Source organism: Burkholderia sp. GW821-FHT14F03 (genome assembly GCF_058803765.1).
The window spans coordinates 215,771-233,718 of record NZ_JBXAPG010000003.1 but is presented as its reverse complement, the minus strand read 5'-3'; the positions used below and the strand labels follow the sequence as shown (position 1 = coordinate 233,718).

16 protein-coding genes are annotated in these 17,948 nt (G+C 70.0%); 10 read left to right on the top strand and 6 right to left on the bottom strand.

What is annotated here, in order from left to right; all coding sequences use genetic code 11:
• Window positions 1-15 precede the first annotated feature (15 nt).
• From prfB to AC1RQF_RS03655, 3 genes are all read right to left on the bottom strand, one after another.
• Window positions 16-1,120 (bottom strand): peptide chain release factor 2 gene (gene prfB, locus AC1RQF_RS03665; protein ID WP_274003854.1). Its coding sequence is split into 2 segments (ribosomal slippage): window positions 16-1,038 and window positions 1,040-1,120, totalling 1,104 coding nucleotides; the frame shifts between segments, so codons are not numbered across the junction.
• 79 nt (window positions 1,121-1,199) lie between these two features.
• The gene (recJ, locus tag AC1RQF_RS03660; protein ID WP_492871341.1) at window positions 1,200-2,894 is read right to left on the bottom strand and encodes a single-stranded-DNA-specific exonuclease RecJ; all 1,695 of its coding nucleotides are present in this window, start codon (window positions 2,892-2,894) and stop codon (window positions 1,200-1,202) included.
• 3 nt (window positions 2,895-2,897) lie between these two features.
• A complete protein-coding gene (locus tag AC1RQF_RS03655) occupies window positions 2,898-3,971 on the bottom strand; it encodes a regulator (protein WP_492871340.1) in 1,074 nt (357 codons plus the stop codon).
• Window positions 3,972-4,176: 205 nt separating this feature from the next.
• Between AC1RQF_RS03655 and AC1RQF_RS03650 the strand changes: the two genes are divergently transcribed.
• The 9 genes from AC1RQF_RS03650 to ftsB all read left to right on the top strand — a co-directional run bounded on the left by AC1RQF_RS03650 (window position 4,177) and on the right by ftsB (window position 14,873).
• The gene (locus tag AC1RQF_RS03650; RefSeq protein WP_274003849.1) at window positions 4,177-5,430 is read left to right on the top strand and encodes a lipoprotein-releasing ABC transporter permease subunit; all 1,254 of its coding nucleotides are present in this window, start codon (window positions 4,177-4,179) and stop codon (window positions 5,428-5,430) included.
• The gene (gene lolD, locus AC1RQF_RS03645; RefSeq protein ID WP_443111586.1) at window positions 5,423-6,175 is read left to right on the top strand and encodes a lipoprotein-releasing ABC transporter ATP-binding protein LolD; all 753 of its coding nucleotides are present in this window, start codon (window positions 5,423-5,425) and stop codon (window positions 6,173-6,175) included. Before AC1RQF_RS03650 ends, lolD begins: the two co-directional genes overlap by 8 nt.
• A 4-nt stretch (window positions 6,176-6,179) precedes the next feature.
• A complete protein-coding gene (locus tag AC1RQF_RS03640) occupies window positions 6,180-6,968 on the top strand; it encodes a TatD family hydrolase (protein ID WP_274003847.1) in 789 nt (262 codons plus the stop codon).
• Window positions 6,969-7,016: 48 nt separating this feature from the next.
• Window positions 7,017-9,494, top strand: a complete 2,478-nt coding sequence (locus AC1RQF_RS03635; RefSeq protein WP_492871339.1) for a ComEC/Rec2 family competence protein — start codon at window positions 7,017-7,019, stop codon at window positions 9,492-9,494.
• Between the two features lie 36 nt (window positions 9,495-9,530).
• Window positions 9,531-10,361, top strand: a complete 831-nt coding sequence (locus tag AC1RQF_RS03630; protein ID WP_274003844.1) for an alpha/beta fold hydrolase — start codon at window positions 9,531-9,533, stop codon at window positions 10,359-10,361.
• A 102-nt stretch (window positions 10,362-10,463) separates the two neighbouring features.
• Window positions 10,464-12,125 (top strand): CTP synthase, encoded by a 1,662-nt coding sequence (gene pyrG / locus AC1RQF_RS03625; protein WP_492871338.1) that lies wholly within the window; start codon window positions 10,464-10,466, stop codon window positions 12,123-12,125.
• Window positions 12,122-12,976, top strand: a complete 855-nt coding sequence (kdsA, locus tag AC1RQF_RS03620) for a 3-deoxy-8-phosphooctulonate synthase (RefSeq protein ID WP_274003842.1) — start codon at window positions 12,122-12,124, stop codon at window positions 12,974-12,976. Before pyrG ends, kdsA begins: the two co-directional genes overlap by 4 nt.
• A gap of 96 nt (window positions 12,977-13,072) precedes the next feature.
• Complete coding sequence (gene eno / locus AC1RQF_RS03615; RefSeq protein ID WP_274003841.1) at window positions 13,073-14,356, top strand: phosphopyruvate hydratase; 1,284 nt, start codon at window positions 13,073-13,075, stop codon at window positions 14,354-14,356.
• 82 nt (window positions 14,357-14,438) lie between these two features.
• On the top strand, window positions 14,439-14,873 hold the full coding sequence (gene ftsB / locus AC1RQF_RS03610) for a cell division protein FtsB (protein ID WP_274003840.1): 435 nt from the start codon (window positions 14,439-14,441) through the stop codon (window positions 14,871-14,873).
• A gap of 81 nt (window positions 14,874-14,954) precedes the next feature.
• Here the strand turns inward: ftsB and AC1RQF_RS03605 are convergent, their stop codons facing one another.
• The 3 genes from AC1RQF_RS03605 to AC1RQF_RS03595 form a co-directional block, all read right to left on the bottom strand.
• Window positions 14,955-15,302, bottom strand: a complete 348-nt coding sequence (locus AC1RQF_RS03605) for a hypothetical protein (RefSeq protein ID WP_274003839.1) — start codon at window positions 15,300-15,302, stop codon at window positions 14,955-14,957.
• 67 nt (window positions 15,303-15,369) lie between these two features.
• Window positions 15,370-16,320: an Hsp33 family molecular chaperone HslO gene (hslO, locus tag AC1RQF_RS03600; RefSeq protein WP_274003838.1), complete on the bottom strand. Its 951-nt coding sequence runs from the start codon at window positions 16,318-16,320 to the stop codon at window positions 15,370-15,372.
• 42 nt (window positions 16,321-16,362) lie between these two features.
• A complete protein-coding gene (locus tag AC1RQF_RS03595) occupies window positions 16,363-16,887 on the bottom strand; it encodes a gamma carbonic anhydrase family protein (RefSeq protein WP_274003837.1) in 525 nt (174 codons plus the stop codon).
• 134 nt (window positions 16,888-17,021) lie between these two features.
• Here AC1RQF_RS03595 and AC1RQF_RS03590 point away from each other — a divergent pair, with 134 nt between their 5' ends.
• Window positions 17,022-17,879 carry a ferritin-like domain-containing protein gene (locus tag AC1RQF_RS03590; protein WP_274003836.1) on the top strand — a complete coding sequence of 286 codons (858 nt, stop codon included), beginning with the start codon at window positions 17,022-17,024 and terminating at the stop codon, window positions 17,877-17,879.
• Window positions 17,880-17,948 lie beyond the last annotated feature (69 nt).

Sequence of the window (17,948 nt, the reverse complement as noted above, 5' to 3'; positions counted from 1 at the left end):
GCCGCGCCGTGGGCGTTACACGCCCTGTTTCAGGCTGGCGCTGATGAAGTCGTCGAGGTCGCCGTCGAGCACGGCCCGCGTATTGCTCATTTCGACGTTCGTGCGCAGATCCTTCACGCGGCTCTGGTCGAGCACGTACGAGCGGATCTGGTGGCCCCAGCCCACATCGGTCTTGCTCGACTCGAGCTTGTCCTGCTCGGCCTGGCGCTTGCGCAGCTCGACCTCGTACAGGCGCGACTTCAGCATCGCCATCGCTTCGGCGCGGTTGCGGTGCTGCGAGCGGTCGTTCTGGCACTGCACGACGATGCCCGTCGGCATGTGCGTGATCCGCACCGCCGAGTCGGTCTTGTTGATGTGCTGGCCGCCCGCGCCCGAGGCGCGGTAGGTGTCGATCCGCAGATCGGCCGGGTTGATCTCGACCTCGATCGAGTCGTCGATCTCCGGATAGACGAACACCGACGAGAAAGACGTGTGGCGGCCGCCCGATGAATCGAACGGCGACTTGCGCACCAGCCGGTGGATGCCGGTCTCGGTGCGCAGGAAGCCGTACGCGTATTCGCCCGAGACCTTGACCGTCGCGTTCTTGATGCCGGCGACGTCGCCGTCGGATTCCTCGAGCACCTCGGCCTTGAAGCCCTTGCGCTCGCAGTAGCGCAGGTACTGGCGCAGCAGCATCGACGCCCAGTCGCAGGCCTCGGTGCCGCCCGCGCCCGCCTGGATGTCGATGAAGCAGTTGTTCGGGTCGGCCGGGTTCGAGAACATCCGGCGGAATTCGATGTCGCCGACGCGCGCCTCGAGCGCGGCCGCATCGCCTTCGCACGCGACGAGGGTGTCCTCGTCGCCTTCCTCGCGGGCCAGCTCGAACAGGTCCAGCGCGTCGCGCAGGTCGCCGTCGAGCGCCGTCAGCGTCGTCACGACGCCTTCGAGCAGCTTCTTCTCGCGACCGAGCGCCTGGGCGTTCTTCGAGTCGTTCCAGACGTTCGGGTCTTCGAGTTCCTTGTTGACTTCCGTCAGGCGGGCTGCTTTGACGTCGTAGTCAAAGATACCCCCGAAGCTCGCCCGCGCGCTGGCGCAGGTCGAGCAGGGAGCTTTCGATCGCGTTGAGACGTTCCGCTTCCATGATCTTGTTCGCTTTTCCGGCTTCTAAAAAGGGGAAATTATAGCCGATCGGGGGCGGCGGCCGGCACCGGGCGCGGCGCTCAGGCCGCGTGCTCGACGATCAGCTGTACGCGTGCGACGCCGTTCCAGGTGTCGCTCGCCAGCCGGTACGCGACGGTCGCGTGCGCGGGCAGCGATTCGGTGTGGTTGAACCAGATCGCGCTGAAGCGCTGGCGGCCGCGCAGCAGCTGCAGTTTCAGGTGCTTGTCCTTGACGAGCGCCTGAGACGCCACCTCGAATTCGCCCGAGAACAGCGGGGCCGGAAAGCCCTGGCCCCACACCGCCGCGTCGAGCAGCGCGACGAACTGCGGCGTGAAATACGCGTCCTCGAGGTCGCCGTCGGTCTCGATCACGCGGGCGAGCGCCTCGGCCGACAGCCATTCGCGCGCGACCGCCTCGAACGCGGCGGCGAAGCGCGGCACGTTCGCGGTGTCGAGCGTGACGCCCGCCGCCATCGCATGTCCGCCGAACGTGACGAGCAGGTCCGGCTCGCGCTTCGACATCAGGTCGAGCGCGTCGCGCAGGTGGAAGCCCGGGATCGAGCGGCCCGAGCCCTTCACGCGCGCGCCGCCGTCGTCGGCGTGCGCGAACGTGAACGCGGGGCGGTGGAATTTCTCCTTGAGGCGGCCGGCGACGATGCCGATCACGCCCTGGTGCCAGTCCGGCTTGAACAGCGTGATCGTCGCCGCCTCGGCGGGATCGACCGCGGCCAGGTCGGCGAGCGCCTGCTGCTGCATGCCGGCCTCGATCTCGCGGCGTTCGCGGTTCATCGTGTCGAGCTGCTGCGCGAGCGCCCAGGCGCGGCCGACGTCGTCGGTGGTCAGGCATTCGATGCCGAGCGACATGTCCGACAGGCGGCCGGCCGCGTTCAGGCGCGGGCCGAGGCCGAAACCGAGGTCGAAGCCCGACGCCGCGCGCGCGTCGCGGGCGGCCGCGCGGAACAGCGCCGCGATGCCGGGCTGCATGCGGCCGGCGCGGATCCGCTGCAGGCCTTGCGCGACCAGCACCCGGTTGTTGCCGTCGAGGCGCACCACGTCCGCCACGGTGCCGAGCGCGACGAGGTCGAGCAGGCCGTCGAGGCGCGGCTCGGGGCGCGCCGCGTCGAACGCGCCGCGCCGGCGCAGCTCGGCGCGCAGCGCGAGCAGCACGTAGAACATCACGCCGACGCCGGCGATGTGCTTGCTTTCGAATGCGCAGCCGGGCTGGTTCGGATTGACGATCGCGCGGGCGGCCGGCAGCGCGTCGCCGGGCAGGTGGTGGTCGGTGACCAGCACGTCGATGCCGAGCGCATTGGCGGCGGCGACGCCCGCGACGCTCGCGATCCCGTTGTCGACCGTGATCAGCAGGTCGGGCTTGCGCTCGGCCGCGAGGGCGACGATTTCCGGGGTCAGGCCGTAGCCGTATTCGAAGCGGTTCGGCACCAGGTAGTCGATCTGCGCGCCGAACATCCGCAGGCCGCGCACCGCGACCGCGCAGGCGGTCGCGCCGTCGCAGTCGTAGTCGGCCACCACCAGCATCCGGCGGCCGGCGGCGAGCGCGTCGGCGAGCAGCGCGGCGGCGTCCGCGCAGCCTTTCAGGCCGGCGGGCGGCAACAGGCGCGACAGCGCGGTCTCGACGTCGTCGGGCGAGGTGACGCCGCGCGCCGCGTAGAGGCGGGCGAGCACGGGGTGGAGGCCGTGGCGGGTCAGCGCGGCGGCGTCGGCGGGCGGAGCGGAGCGGGTGACGATGCGGGTCATGCGTTAAACGGAGTCGGATTCGAACAGGGAAGTGAAGGCGCGGCGGCGCCAGAATTTGCGCAGGTCGCCGCGCGTCACGCGCAGCGTCAGGTCGCCGATGTCGCCGCCGAGCGTGAGCGCGAGCGCGTCGAGCCGGCCCGCCGCAAGCGCCGCGAGCGCGGGGGCGAACCAGTCGCGCTCGAGCGCGGCCAGCGCCGCGTGCCATTGCGCCCAGTCCTGCTCGATGTAGGGGCGGGTCAGGGTGTCGAGTTCGACGAGGGTCGCGCCGGACGGAGCCGGCAGCGCATCGAAGCCGGCGGGCGGGGCCGCGTGCGGCGCCCCGGCCGCGCGGGCGAGGCCGAGCGTGGCGGGCGCGGTCGACAGCACCTGCGCGAATGGGCTCGCGACCGGCCGGCGCGCGCCCTGCCCGTGGAACCAGATCGAGTTCACGGACGGCAGCCCGCGCGCTTCGCGCGCCTCGTTGACCGGATGCTGGAACCAGGCCATCTGCACTTCGTTCTGCAGCTTCATCCACAGGCGCGAGCGCTCGCCCGTGGTCGCCTCGTGCGGCAGCCAGATCTCGATGTTGCGGCCGCTCGCGCGCAGCGGCGCGGCGCCCGCGAGCGTCGCGAGCCGCGGGCTCGACAGATACCAGCGCGCCGGGTGCGGCGCCTGCAGCGCGACGTCGAGTTCCTCGATCAGCGGCCGCGCGACGGCGAGCAGCTGCGCGGCGTCGTCGTCTGCCAGATCGAGCGAGGCAGGATCGATCAGCACCAGGTGGTCGCGCGCGATCTGCACGTGGACGGGCTGGACGCAGGCCCAGGTCGCGTCGCCGGGCTCGCCGCCGTCGGCGCCGAGCATGTAGGGCGCGAGCGGCGCGGCGTCGGTCTCGGCGGGGTCGCTCGCGCCGAACTGCCGCGCGAGCCAGCGCTCGTGCGGCAGCGTGCGCTGGAAGTCGTCGCCGGCGCGGCGCGCCTCGGCGCGCGCGCGCGCGACCAGGCGGTCGAGCGCGGGATGGTCGGAGGCGGGCAGGTGGGGCGCGACGTCGGCGGGCGGCAGCGCGAAGGGGAGCAGGAAATGGAGAGAGCGGTCAGGCATGATGGTGCGCATTGTAGGGCAAACCGGCCTGCCGTCCGCGGCCCGGTTGGTAGAATCGGAGTCCGGCGCGGCGCCGTGCGCCGGCCCCGCTTGATTTCAGGGCCGGTTAAGTATTGTGTGGCACACTCCGCCCGTTCGGGCCTGGGTGGCCGGCCCGCGCGGCCCGGCCCGGCCGCATCCGTTGCAACCCGCACAAAGGACACGCTTGAAACTTCCGTACGAATGGCAGATCGGCTGGCGCTACACGCGCGCCGGCAAACGCACGACCGGCAACGGTTTCATTTCCTTCATCGCGCTGGTGTCGACGCTCGGGATCGCGCTCGGCGTCGCGGCGCTGATCGTCGTGCTGTCGGTGATGAACGGCTTCCAGCGGGAGGTGCGCGACCGGATGCTGTCGGTGCTCGCCCACGTCGAGGTGTTCTCGCCGACGGGCTCGATGCCGAACTGGCAGCTGACCGCGCAGGAAGCGCGCCGCAACCCGGCCGTGATCGGCACGGCGCCGTACGTCGACGCGCAGGCGCTGCTGACGCGGCAGGACGCGGTGAGCGGCGTGATGCTGCGCGGCATCGATCCGGCGCTGGAGCCGCAGGTGTCCGAGGTCGGCAAGGACATGAAGGCGGGCTCGCTCGCGGCGCTCGCGCCGGGCCAGTTCGGCATCGTGCTCGGCGACGCGCTCGCCGGCAATCTCGGCGTGACGGTCGGCGACCGCGTGACGCTGGTCGCGCCGGAGGGCACCATGACGCCCGCCGGCATGATGCCGCGCCTCAAGCAGTTCACGGTGGTCGGGATCTTCGAGTCGGGGCATTACGAGTTCGACAGCACGCTCGCGATGATCGACATCCAGGACGCGCAGGTGCTGTTCAGGCTGCCCGCGCCGACCGGCGTGCGGCTGCGCCTGAAGGACATGCAGCAGGCGCCGCAGGTCGCGGTCGAGTTGTCGCGTTCGCTGTCGGGCGATCTCTACATCCGCGACTGGACCCAGCAGAACAAGACCTGGTTCTCCGCGGTGCAGATCGAGAAGCGGATGATGTTCATCATCCTGACGCTGATCATCGCGGTGGCCGCGTTCAACCTCGTGTCGTCGCTCGTGATGACGGTGACCAACAAGCAGGCCGACATCGCGATCCTGCGCACGCTCGGCGCGCAGCCCGGCTCGATCATGAAGATCTTCGTGGTGCAGGGCGTGACGATCGGCTTCGTCGGCACGGCGGCGGGCGTCGGCCTCGGCTGCCTGATCGCGTGGAGCATTCCGTGGCTCGTGCCGATGATCGAGCATGCGCTGGGCGTGCAATTCCTGCCGCCGTCGGTGTACTTCATCAGTGAACTGCCGTCCGAGCTGGTGCCGGGCGACGTGATCAAGATCGGCGCGATGGCGTTCGTGCTGTCGGCGCTGGCGACCCTCTATCCAAGCTGGCGCGGCGCCAAGGTGCGTCCCGCGGAGGCGCTGCGTTATGAATGACCGGGTTCTGGAACACACTATGGATCAATCCCTTCCGCACCGCGCGCAGGCGCGGGACCACGTGATCGAGGCGCACGGCATCACCAAGGTGTTCGGGCAGGGCGGCCTCGACGTCTCGGTGCTCAGCAATGCCGAAGTATCGGTGCGACGCGGCGAGAAGCTCGCGATCATCGGCGCATCGGGCTCCGGCAAGAGCACGCTGCTGCACGTGCTGGGCGGCCTCGACGAGCCGAGCGCCGGGCAGGTGTCGCTGCTCGGCAAGCCGTTCACGCAGCTGGCCGAGCGCGAGCGCAACGACCTGCGCAACCGCGCGCTCGGCTTCGTCTATCAGTTCCATCACCTGCTGCCGGAGTTCACGGCGCTCGACAACGTCGCGATGCCGCTGCGGATCCGCCGGCTGACGACCGAGGAGGCGCGCCATCACGCGCAGGACATGCTCGACCGCGTCGGGCTCGGCGATCGCGCGAAGCACCGGCCCGGCGAGCTGTCGGGCGGCGAGCGGCAGCGCGTCGCGATCGCGCGCGCGCTCGTGACCAAGCCCGCCTGCGTGCTCGCCGACGAGCCGACCGGCAATCTCGACGGCGCGACCGCCGAGCGCGTGTTCAATCTCATGCTGGAGCTGTCGGAGACGCTCGACACGAGCTTCGTGATCGTGACCCACGATCCGGATCTCGCCGCGCGCTGCGACCGCATCCTGCGGCTGCGCGACGGCACGCTGCACGAGGAGCCGGTCCACCCGGCGTAACGCGATGTGGATCGACACGCACTGCCATCTCGACGCCGCCGAATTCGACGCGGATCGCGCGTCCGTCGCGGCGGCGGCGCGCGAGGCGGGCGTGTCGCGCATCGTGATTCCGAGCGTCGGGCGCGCCAATTTCGCGATCGTGCGTGAGCTTGCGCAGCAGACGCCGGGCGGCGCGTACGCGCTGGGCATCCATCCGATGTATACGCCGCATGCGCAGGACGGCGATCTCGACCTGCTGCGCATGGAGATCGAGGCAAGCCTCGACGATCCGCGCTTCGTCGCGATCGGCGAGATCGGGCTCGACTATTTCGTGCCGGGGCTCGACGAAGCCCGGCAGCAGCATTTCTATCAGGCGCAGCTGAAGCTCGCGCGCGAGTTCGACCTGCCCGTGCTGTGCCACGTGCGCAAGTCGCAGGATCGCGTGCTCGCGGGCCTGCGCCGTTTCAACGTGCGGCGCGGCATCGCGCACGCCTTCAACGGCAGCTTCCAGCAGGCCGAGGCCTATCTCGCGCAGGGGCTGCATCTGGGCTTCGGCGGCAATCTCACGTTCGAGCGCGCGCTGCAGATCCGCCGGCTCGCCGCGCAATTGCCGCTCGCCGCGCTGGTCGTCGAGACCGATGCGCCCGACATCGCGCCCGAGTGGCGCTACCGGATGCGCAACACGCCGGACCAGGTGCCGGCGATCGGCGCGGCGCTCGCCGCGCTGCGCGATCTCGACGCGACCGGACTCGCTCTCTCCACTTCGGCCAACGCGCACGCCGCGCTGCCCCGGCTCGCCCTCGCTTCCGCATAATCGTCCGCACGAACGGGGCCGGTGCGCGGCCCGCGAACGGGAGGCGCGATGCGGACCAGGGTGCTCGCGTTCGCGCTCGGGATCGTCTGGCTGCAAGGGCAGGCGGCGCTTCCGGGCGCGCTCGCGTGGGTGGCGGGGAGTGCGCTGGCCGGTGGACTGGCGGCGGGTGCGGCATGGCTCGCGCGCGGCGAGGCGGGCGCGGGCGGCCGGTGGCGTCGACGGGCGGCCGGCGCGGCGCTGTGCGCCGCCGTGTGCCTCGCGGGCGCGGGCTACGCCGCTTGTCGCGCGTACGCCCGCCTTGCCGTCACCTTGCCCGCGAACTGGGAAGGGCGCGATCTGACCGTGACGGGCGTCGTGCGCGGCCTGCCCGCGCGCGGGCCCGACGGCGTGCGGTTCCTGCTCGCCGTCGAGTCGATCGAGGCGGACGGCGCCCGCGCGCGGTTTCCCGCACGCGTCGCGCTGGCCTGGATCGTGCGCGGGGCGGCGCCCGCGCCGCCCACGCTGACGCCCGGCGAACGCTGGCGATTGGTCGTGCGGTTGCGGCGGCCGCACGGCAATGCGAATTTCGGCGTGCGCGATGCCGAGGCCGGCTGGCTCGCGCGCGACATCCGCGCGCGCGGCTATGTGTCCGTGCCGCAGGCGGCGCGGCGCCTGCCGGGCCGGCCTGCCCGGCAGGCCGTGATCGAGCGCGCCCGCGCCGCGCTGGATGCGCGGATCGGCGCCGTGCTCGGCGACGCGCCGCATCGCGGCATCGTCGCCGCGCTCGCGATCGGCGCGCAGCATGGGATCCGCGCGGCGGACTGGCAGGTGCTGCGGGCCACCGGCACGAGCCATCTGGTCGCGATCTCCGGCCTGCATATCGGCATCGTCGGCGGCTTGTGCGGCGGCCTGGCCGCCGCCGGGTGGCGACGCGCGCGCGGGTTCGGCCGGGACGCGCCGCTGATCGCGGCCGCGCAGCAGGTCGGCGCGCTCGGCGCGTTGCTGGGCGCGGCCGGTTATGCGGCGCTGGCGGGCTTCAACGTGCCGGCGCAGCGCGCGTGGTGGATGCTCGCGGCGGTGAGCGTCGCCTACCTGAGCGGGCGGCGCGTCGCGCCCTCGGCGGTGCTGGCGTTCGCGCTCGGCTGCGTGCTGCTGGCCGATCCGTGGGCGGTGCTCGCGCCCGGATTCTGGCTGTCGTTCGGCGCGGTCGCGGCGATCCTGTTTGTCGTGTCCGGGCGGTTCGGCCCGGCGCGCGAGCCGGCTGAGCGAGAGGCGGCGGAGCACGGCGGGCGGCGCTGGCGCGCCGGCGCGTGGCGGGGGCTCGCGCGCCGTGCGGCGCAGGCGGCGCGCACCCAGTACGCGGTGACCGTCGCGCTCGCGCCGCTGACGCTGCTGTGGTTCTCGCAGATTCCGTTGCTCGGGCCGGTCGCGAACGCGTTCGCGATTCCCTGGGTCAGCCTCGTCGTTGCGCCGACGGTGCTGGTCGGCGTCGTGCTGCCGGCGCCGCTCGACGCACTCGCATTCCGGCTTGCACACCTGCTGGTGGCCGGGATGATGCGCGCCGGCGCATGGCTGGCCGCCGCGCCGGGCGCGCTCTGGTGGCTGCCGGCCCCGGACGGGCGCGTGCTGGCGCTGGCCGCGGCCGGCACGCTGTGGGCGCTCGCGCCGCGCGGTTGGCCGCTGCGCTGGGCCGCGCCGCTCGCCTGGCTGCCGTGCCTCGCGCCGCCGCCATCCGCGCCGCCGCCCGGCGCATTCCGCCTGACCGTGCTCGATGTCGGGCAGGGCGGCGCGGCGCTCGTCGAGACCGCGCGCCACAGCCTGCTGTTCGATGCCGGTCCGGGCCCGGAGGCGACGCATGCCGGGGAACGGATCGTCGCGCCCTACCTGCGCTCGCGCGGCATCGCGGCGCTCGACGCGCTGGTGCTGAGCCATGCGGACGCCGACCACGCGGGCGGTGCGCCGGCGGTGCTCGGCGCGCTGCCGGTGCGGCAGCTGGTGGGCGAATTGCCGCCCGCGCATCCGCTGTGGCAGACCGCGCAGGCGGCGGGCGCGGCGCGGCTGCCGTGCGTGGCGGGGCAGCGCTGGCACTGGGACGGCGTCGAGTTCGCGATGCTGTGGCCGGAGCGCGGGCCGGGCGCGGCCGGTACGAACGGCCGTTCCTGCGTGCTGCGCGTCGCGGCCGGCGCGCAGGCCGCGCTGCTGACGGGCGACATCGATGCGCGCGCCGAGCGGCGGCTCGTCGCGCGCGATCGCGCGGCGCTCGCGGCGCAGGTGCTGCTGGTGCCGCATCACGGCAGCCGCACCGCGTCGACCGAACCTTTCCTCGATTCGGTGGCGCCGCGCATCGCGGTATTTCAGGTAGGCTACGCAAATCGTTTCAGGCACCCGCACCCGACCGTCTGGGCGCGCTATCTCGGGCGCGCCATCGCGCTGCCGCGCACCGACCAGGACGGCGCGGTGCGCATCGAGGTCCGGGCCGGGGCGGCGGATGGGCTCGAGCTCGAGCGTTATCGCGACGCGCATCGGCGCTACTGGATGGACCGGTGACGCGGTGCGAGCCCCGATCACAGGAGACAGCGGCGTTTGAAGGACATCCTCCATTTCTCGCATGCGAACGGCTTTCCGGCGTCGACTTACCGGACCATCTTCGCCGAGCTGGGCGACCAGTACGAGTTGCGCTACATCGAGCGCATCGGCCACGACCGGCGCTTTCCGGTGACGCGCGACTGGCCGCATCTCGTCGACCAGCTGCTCGACGACATCGGCGGCCGCTACGAGCGGCCGGTCTGGCTGGTCGGTCACTCGCTCGGCGGCTATCTGTCGCTGATGGCGGCGCTCAAGCGGCCGCAGTGGGTGCGCGGCGTCGTGATGCTCGATTCGCCGGTGATCGCCGGCTGGCGCAGCAGCGCGCTGCGCGCGAGCCAGTGGACCGGGCTCGACGAGCGGCTGTCGCCCGCCGCGGCCACGCGCACCCGGCGCACCCACTGGGCGAGCCGCGACGACGCGTGGCGGCATTTCCGCGAAAAGCCCGCGTTCGCGCGCTGGGACGAGCGGATGCTGTCCGACTACATCGACCACGGTATTCCGCAGACCAGCGCCGGCGGTGAGCGGGCGCTCGCATTCGACCGCGAGGTCGAGTACATGATCTACCGCACGCTGCCGCACACGCTCGGCCCGCGGCTCGCGCACGGCGCGCCCGTGCCGATCGGGTTCCTCGCCGGCACGCGCTCGCGCGAGGTCCGCCAGATCGGTCTCGATGCGACGCGGCGGGCGGCGCGCGGCCGGGTCGAATGGCTGGAGGGCAGCCATCTGTTCCCGATGGAACGGCCACTCGAGACCGCCCGTGCGCTGCAGCGGATGCTCAATGCGCTGCGCATCGCGGAGGGCGGCGCGCAGGCGCCGCGGTGCGCGTGAAACGGAGCGGGGACTCACCTCGATAGGGCAGGATCGGGGAGCGAATGCTGAGAGATGAGCGGGCTTTACGGTATAATCCGTTTTTCCCGCGAGCACTCAGCGATGACCAAATATGTTTTCGTCACCGGCGGCGTAGTTTCTTCCCTCGGCAAGGGGATTGCCGCCGCCTCCCTCGCCGCGATTCTCGAATCGCGCGGCCTGAAAGTCACCCTCCTCAAACTCGATCCGTACATCAACGTCGACCCCGGCACGATGAGCCCGTTCCAGCACGGCGAAGTGTTCGTGACGGAAGACGGTGCGGAAACCGACCTCGATCTCGGCCACTATGAGCGCTTCATCAGCACGAAGATGCGCAAGGCCAACAACTTCACCACGGGCCAGATCTACGAATCGGTGATCCGCAAGGAGCGCCGCGGCGACTATCTCGGCAAGACCGTGCAGGTGATCCCGCACATCACCAACGAGATCCAGGCGTTCATCGAGCGCGGCGCGGCGTCCGCGACCTGCGGCGAGCCCGACGTGGCGATCGTCGAGATCGGCGGCACGGTGGGCGATATCGAATCGCTGCCGTTCCTTGAGGCCGCGCGCCAGATGAGCCTGCGCCTCGGCCGCAACAGCGCCTGCTTCGTCCACCTGACGCTCGTGCCGTTCATCGCGACGGCGGGCGAGCTGAAGACGAAGCCGACCCAGCACAGCGTGCAGAAGCTGCGCGAGATCGGTATCTCGCCGCACGTGCTGCTGTGCCGCGCGGACCGCCGCATCCCCGACGACGAATCGAAGAAGATCTCGCTGTTCTCGAACGTGCCGGAAGACGCCGTGATCTCGGTGTGGGACGTCGACAGCATCTACAAGATTCCGCAGATGCTGCACGACCAGGGTCTCGACAAGATCATCTGCGAGGAATTGAAGCTGTCGCCGCAGCCGGCTCAGCTCGAGATGTGGGCGGGGCTCGTCGACAAGCTGCAGAATCCGAAGCACGAAGTCACGATCGGCATGGTCGGCAAGTACGTCGACCTGACGGAGTCGTACAAGTCGCTGATCGAGGCGCTGCGCCATGCGTCGATCCACACCTCGACCAAGGTCAACATCGAGTACATCGATTCCGAGGAACTCGAGACCAACGGCGCGGCGAGCCTCGCGCATCTCGACGCGGTGCTGGTGCCGGGCGGCTTCGGCCGGCGCGGCACGGAAGGCAAGATCGCGGCGATCCGCTATGCGCGCGAAGCGAAGGTGCCGTACCTCGGCATCTGCCTCGGCATGCAGCTCGCGGTGATCGAGTTCGCGCGCGACGTGGTCGGCCTGGCGGGCGCGAACAGCACCGAGTTCGATCCGAACACGCCGGCCCGCGTGGTCGCGCTGATCACCGAGTGGTACGACCGCGACGGCAAGGTCGAGAAGCGCACCGAGGAGTCGGATCTCGGCGGCACGATGCGGCTCGGCTCGCAGCGCTGCCCGATCAAGCCCGGCACGCTCGCGGCGGAGATTTATGGCAACGACGTGAACGAGCGCCATCGCCACCGTTATGAAGTGAATAACCGCCTGGTGCCCCAACTCGAGGCGGGCGGCCTCATCATCAGCGCACGGACCCCGAGCGAGGACCTGCCGGAAATGATGGAGCTGCCGCGTTCGATGCACCCGTGGTTCGTCGGCGTGCAGTTCCACCCGGAATTCACGTCCACGCCGCGTGACGGTCATCCGCTCTTCAAGTCGTTTGTCGAAGCCGCGCTCGCGAACCAGCAGGCGCGGGCCGGAGTGAAAGCATGAAACTGGGCGATTTCGAAGTCGGTCTCGACCGGCCGTTCTTCCTGATCGCCGGCACCTGCGTCGTCGAATCCGAGCAGATGGCGCTCGATACCGCGGGCCGGCTGAAGGAAATCTGCGCGAAGCTGAACGTACCGCTGATCTACAAGTCGTCGTACGACAAGGCGAACCGCAGCTCCGGCACGTCGTTCCGCGGGCTCGGGATGGACGAAGGGCTGCGGATCCTGTCCGAGGTCAAGCGCCAGCTCGGCCTGCCGATCCTGACCGACGTGCACGCGATCGAGGAGATCGAGGCGGTCGCGTCGGTGGTCGACGTCCTGCAGACGCCCGCGTTCCTGTGCCGCCAGACTGATTTCATCCACGCCTGCGCGCGCTCGGGCAAGCCCGTCAACATCAAGAAGGGCCAGTTCCTCGCGCCGCACGACATGAAGAACGTGATCGACAAGGCGCGGGCGGCCGCGCGCGAAGCCGGCCTGTCCGAGGACCGCTTCTTCGCGTGCGAGCGCGGTGCGTCGTTCGGCTACAACAACCTCGTGTCCGACATGCGTTCGCTCGCGATCATGCGCGAGACGGGTGCGCCGGTCGTGTTCGACGCCACCCACTCGGTGCAGCTGCCGGGCGGGCAGGGCACGAGTTCGGGCGGCCAGCGCGAATTCGTGCCGGTGCTCGCGCGCGCGGCGGTCGCGACGGGGGTCGCCGGGCTCTTCATGGAGACTCACCCGAACCCGGCCGAAGCCAAGTCGGACGGCCCGAACGCCGTGCCGCTGCACCGCATGGAAGCGCTGCTCGAGACGCTCGTCACGCTCGATCAGGCCGTGAAGCGCACGCCGTTCCTGGAAAACGATTTCAATTGATGAACTCGGCGGCCGCCCACGCGTCCACAGAGGGCGCGGGCCGCTCGCCGCAGACGTAGAGACAGACAGAATCCATCGTCATCCTCAGAGGAAACCATGAGTGCAATCGTAGATATCATCGGCCGCGAGATTCTGGATTCGCGCGGCAACCCCACGGTCGAGTGCGACGTGCTGCTCGAATCGGGCACGATGGGCCGCGCGGCGGTGCCGTCGGGCGCGTCCACCGGTTCGCGCGAGGCGATCGAACTGCGTGACGGCGAAACCGGCCGTTACGGCGGCAAGGGGGTGCTGAAGGCGGTCGAGCATATCAACACCGAAATCTCCGAGGCGATCATGGGCCTCGACGCGTCGGAGCAGGCGTTCCTCGACAAGACGCTGCTCGAACTGGACGGCACCGACAACAAGTCGCGCCTCGGCGCGAACGCGATGCTCGCGGTGTCGATGGCGGTCGCGAAGGCGGCGGCCGAGGAAGCGGGCCTGCCGCTGTACCGCTACTTCGGCGGCTCGGGCGCGATGCAGCTGCCGGTGCCGATGATGAACATCGTCAACGGCGGCGCGCACGCGAACAACAGCCTGGACATCCAGGAATTCATGATCGTGCCGGTCAGCCAGCCGACCTTCCGTGAAGCGCTGCGTTGCGGCGCGGAAGTGTTCCACGCGCTGAAGAAGATCCTGTCGGATCGCGGCATGAGCACGGCCGTGGGCGACGAGGGCGGCTTCGCGCCGAACTTCGGCAGCAACGACGAGTGCCTGTCGATGATCCTGCAGGCGATCGAGAAGGCCGGCTACCGCGCGGGCGAGGACGTGCTGCTCGCGCTCGATTGCGCGGCGTCCGAGTTCTACCACGACGGCAAGTACCAGCTCGCGGGCGAAGGCCTGCAGCTGTCGTCGGCGGAATTCACCGACTATCTCGCCACGCTCGCCGACAAGTTCCCGATCGTGTCGATCGAGGACGGCATGCACGAAGGCGACTGGGCCGGCTGGAAGCTGCTGACCGAGCGTCTGGGCAAGAAGGTGCAGCTGGTCGGCGACGACCTGTTCGTCACGAACACGCGGATCCTGAAGGAAGGCATCGATCAGGGCATCGCGAACTCGATCCTCATCAAGATCAATCAGATCGGTACGTTGACCGAAACGTTCGCGGCGATCGAGATGGCCAAGCGCGCGGGCTACACGGCGGTGATTTCGCATCGTTCGGGTGAAACCGAGGATTCGACGATCGCCGATATCGCGGTCGGCCTGAACGCGGGGCAGATCAAGACGGGTTCGCTGTCGCGCAGCGACCGCATTTCGAAGTACAACCAACTGCTGCGCATCGAAGAGGACCTCGGCGACATCGCGAGCTATCCGGGCAAGTCGGCGTTCTATAACTTGCGCTAACGCGTTACTATCGGTCCTTGTCATCGATGACGCCGCTCTGTGATCCTCGCAGAGCGGCGATTCTTATATCTGCGGTTCATTCATGCGGCTTGTTACCGTCGTTCTGATCGCCCTGTTGGCGTTGATTCAGTACCCTCTCTGGTGGGGGCACGGCGGTTGGCTGCGGGTACACGAGCTGCGCCAGCAGCTGAGCGACCAGTTGCAGCGCAACGCCGACGAGAAGCTGCGCAACGAGCGGATCGGCGGCGAGGTGCAGGATCTGCAAAACGGCACCGCGGCGATCGAGGAGCGCGCCCGCTACGAGATGGGCATGGTCAAGGACAGCGAGGTGTTCGTGCAGTTCGTCTCGCCGAACGCGCCGGCGCTCGCGGCGAGCGGCGCGCAGATGGCGGCGACGTCGACGCGCGGCGAGGTGTCGGCCGCGCCGGTGCGCGTGGTGCCGAATCCGGAGTCGCGCGCGAAGCCCGACAAGCGGCATGCGAACAAGGCGGCGAAACCCGCGCACCACGACGGCTGATGCTTCGGATCCCATGATAAAAAGCGCGACTTGCGAGTCGCGCTTTTTATTTCCTGCGGCTTGTTAATCGGACGTGCGTTTTTACCACCACCAGCCGGGATAGCTGTAGCCGATGCCGCTGCCCCAGCCGCCCCGGCCGTAATAGCCGCCGTAGTAGGTGACGGGCGGCGGCGTGTAGTAGCTCCAGGCGCGCGCGGCGGCGTCGGCGGTGATGGCCCGGTTCTGCTCGGCGAGCACCTGCCGATCGATCGCGTCGAAACGCTTGCGTTCGTCGGGCGTGAGCGGGTGAGCCGGGCCGGCCGCACCGGGCTGGCCGTCCGGCAGGCGGCTCAGCAGCGTCGACGGCGGCTCGACCGCGCAGCCCGCGAGCGCGAGGGTGACCGCAAGGGGCGCGACGAGCGGCGCGGTGCGGCGGTAAGACGGTTTCATCTTGGCATCTCCAACAACGACGACGATCCGGCGCCGGCCGACGCCCCGGGACGGGGCGCGGCGGACGTCAGTGCCGCTGGTCGGCGGCGGGGGCGACACCCGTGTCGAGCGCGGGCGCCGCGAACAATTGCGCAATGTCGACGGGGTCGAACTCGTAGCGCTGGTTGCAGAATTCGCAGTGGATCTCGACGTGGCCGCGCTCCTCGATCACGCCGTCGACTTCCTCGCGACCGAGCATGCGCAGCATCGAGCCGACCTTGCCGCGCGAGCAGGTGCACTGGAAGCGCGTCGCGGCCGGTTCGAAGTGCTGCACGTTCTCCTGCCAGAACAGACGCCGAAACACCGTCTCGGGTTCCACTTCGAGCAGTTCCTTCGAGGACAGCGTGCCGCCGAGCGTGCAGACCCGTTCCCAGGTATCCACATCGGTTTCGTTCGCGCGTGGCACGATGCCGCCGTCGCCGGGCAGCTTCTGCAGCAGCATGCCGACGGCGCGGTCGCGGTTGGCCGCGAGCCAGAGGCGCGTGTCGAGCTGCTCGGAATGGTGCATGTAATGCTCGAGCACCTGCGCGATCGATTCGAGCGGGCCATGTTCGCCGTTGAGCGGCACGATGCCCTGGTACGGCTGCTGGCCGGGCCGCTTGTCGGCCGGATCGAGCGTGATCACGCAGCGGCCGTGGCCGCTCGCGTTGATCAGCTCGGCGAAGCCCACGTCGTCGCCGATCGTTGCCGCGACCTGGTCCGAGAACTTCGCGGTCGCGCGCATCGACAGATCCGATCCGCACTGCACCACGAGCATCTTGACCGGGCCGTCGCCGAAGATCTGCATGATGAGCATGCCGTCGAACTTCAGGTTCGCGGACAGCAGCGCGCAGGCGGCCATCATCTCGCCGAGCATGGTGCGCACCGGGGCCGGGTAGTCCCGGCGCGTCAGGACTTCCTGCCACGTATTGCTCAGCGAGACGATCTCGCCGCGCACCGGGGCCGCGCTGAACATGAATTTCTGTAACTGGTCGCTCACTCTTTTTCCTCGCTAGTCGGACAGCTCGCGCGGGCAGTCGGCCTAGCCGATCCGCACGAGCTGCTCCTTGAAATACGCACGCCGTTCGGCGTAATTGCGCGTGTTCACATGCAGGCTCGCGATCTCCTCGTCGGACAAGGTGCGCGCGACCCGGGCGGGCGCGCCCAGGATCAGCGAATTGTCCGGGAAGGTCTTGCCTTCCGTGATCACGGCGCCCGCGCCAACCAGACAGTTGCGGCCGATCACCGCGCGATTCAAGACCACCGCCTGAATCCCGATCAGCGAACCCTCGCCGATCGTGCAGCCATGCAGCATCGCCTGGTGGCCGATCGTGACGTTCGGCGCGATCGTCAGCGGGCAGCCGGGGTCGGTGTGCAGCACCGCGCCTTCCTGCACGTTGCTGCCGGCGCCGACCCTGATCGGCTCGTTGTCGCCGCGGATCGTCGCGCCAAACCACACGCTCGCGTTCTCCTCGAGAACGACCTGGCCGATGATCGCCGCGGTATCCGCGACGAAGACGCTTTCATGGATGGTCGGGGCGGTATCGCCGAGCTTGTAGATGGTCACGAAGTCTCCGATTGATCTGGTTGGGCGCCGGTACAATGGCGCCAGGTGCGGCGCGCGCTGGGCGCGCCGGCCTGACCGCCTATTGTAAACGCTTGCGCGCGCAGCTTCCCGGCGCGCCTCGACGTGGATTCCTCATGTCCGTCCCGAATTTATCCTCCGTCCCGGCGCGCGGCCTGCGCGACGCGGCGCTCGCTGCGCTGCGCGAGACCGATCCCACGGCGAAGTGCGCGCAGGTGCGCGCGCTGTGGGCGGATTGTCAGGCGGGCTGCGCGACGCCCGATCCGGCGCGCACGCCGGCCGAGCCGGCCGGCCTGCCCGGGCGGCCGGCGCGGCCCGAGCTGGTCGAGCCGCGCCAGTTGCAGCGACGCAACATGCGCTCGGAAGCGGGGCGCGCCGCGCTGCTGCACGCGCTCGCGCACATCGAGTTCAATGCGATCAATCTGGCGCTCGACGCGGTCTGGCGCTTCGGCGGCATGCCCGAGGCGTTCTACGCCGACTGGCTGAAAGTCGCGGCGGAAGAGGCGCATCACTACACGCTGCTGGTGGCGCGTCTCGCCGAGTTCGGCCACGCGTACGGCGATTTTTCCGCGCACAACGGGCTGTGGGAGATGTGCGAACGCACCGCGGCCGACGTGCTCGCGCGCATGGCGCTCGTGCCGCGCACGCTGGAGGCGCGCGGGCTCGACGCGTCGCCGCCGATCCGCGCGCGGCTCGCGCAGGCCGGAGACATGGCGTCGGCGGCGATCCTCGACGTGATCCTGCGCGACGAGATCGGCCACGTGCGGATCGGCAATCAGTGGTTCCGCCATCTGTGCGCGCAGACGGGGCTCGACCCTCATGTGACCTACCTGCGGCTTGCCGAAACCCACCATGCACCGCGCCTGCGCGGCCCGTTCAACTTCGACGCGCGGCGCGATGCCGGCTTCGACGACGTGGAACTGGCGGCGCTCGCGGCGCAGGACGCCGAGCCGTCCGCGCCCGAGCGCGCCTAGAGCGCGGCCTCGATAGACGGGCACATCCGCGCGCTGTACAGCCGCACCGCGCCCGATATAATCGAACGA

Excerpts from the sequence above, each read along its gene's own strand:
- pyrG (WP_492871338.1), top strand. The coding sequence starts at position 10,464 with ATGACCAAATATGTTTTCGTCACCGGCGGCGTAGTTTCTTCCCTCGGC.
- ftsB (WP_274003840.1), top strand. The coding sequence starts at position 14,439 with ATGCGGCTTGTTACCGTCGTTCTGATCGCCCTGTTGGCGTTGATTCAG.
- AC1RQF_RS03655 (WP_492871340.1), bottom strand. The coding sequence starts at position 3,971 with ATGCCTGACCGCTCTCTCCATTTCCTGCTCCCCTTCGCGCTGCCGCCC.
- kdsA (WP_274003842.1), top strand. The coding sequence starts at position 12,122 with ATGAAACTGGGCGATTTCGAAGTCGGTCTCGACCGGCCGTTCTTCCTG.
- lolD (WP_443111586.1), top strand. The coding sequence starts at position 5,423 with ATGAATGACCGGGTTCTGGAACACACTATGGATCAATCCCTTCCGCAC.
- AC1RQF_RS03640 (WP_274003847.1), top strand. The coding sequence starts at position 6,180 with ATGTGGATCGACACGCACTGCCATCTCGACGCCGCCGAATTCGACGCG.
- AC1RQF_RS03605 (WP_274003839.1), bottom strand. The coding sequence starts at position 15,302 with ATGAAACCGTCTTACCGCCGCACCGCGCCGCTCGTCGCGCCCCTTGCG.
- eno (WP_274003841.1), top strand. The coding sequence starts at position 13,073 with ATGAGTGCAATCGTAGATATCATCGGCCGCGAGATTCTGGATTCGCGC.
- AC1RQF_RS03590 (WP_274003836.1), top strand. The coding sequence starts at position 17,022 with ATGTCCGTCCCGAATTTATCCTCCGTCCCGGCGCGCGGCCTGCGCGAC.
- AC1RQF_RS03635 (WP_492871339.1), top strand. The coding sequence starts at position 7,017 with ATGCGGACCAGGGTGCTCGCGTTCGCGCTCGGGATCGTCTGGCTGCAA.
- recJ (WP_492871341.1), bottom strand. The coding sequence starts at position 2,894 with ATGACCCGCATCGTCACCCGCTCCGCTCCGCCCGCCGACGCCGCCGCG.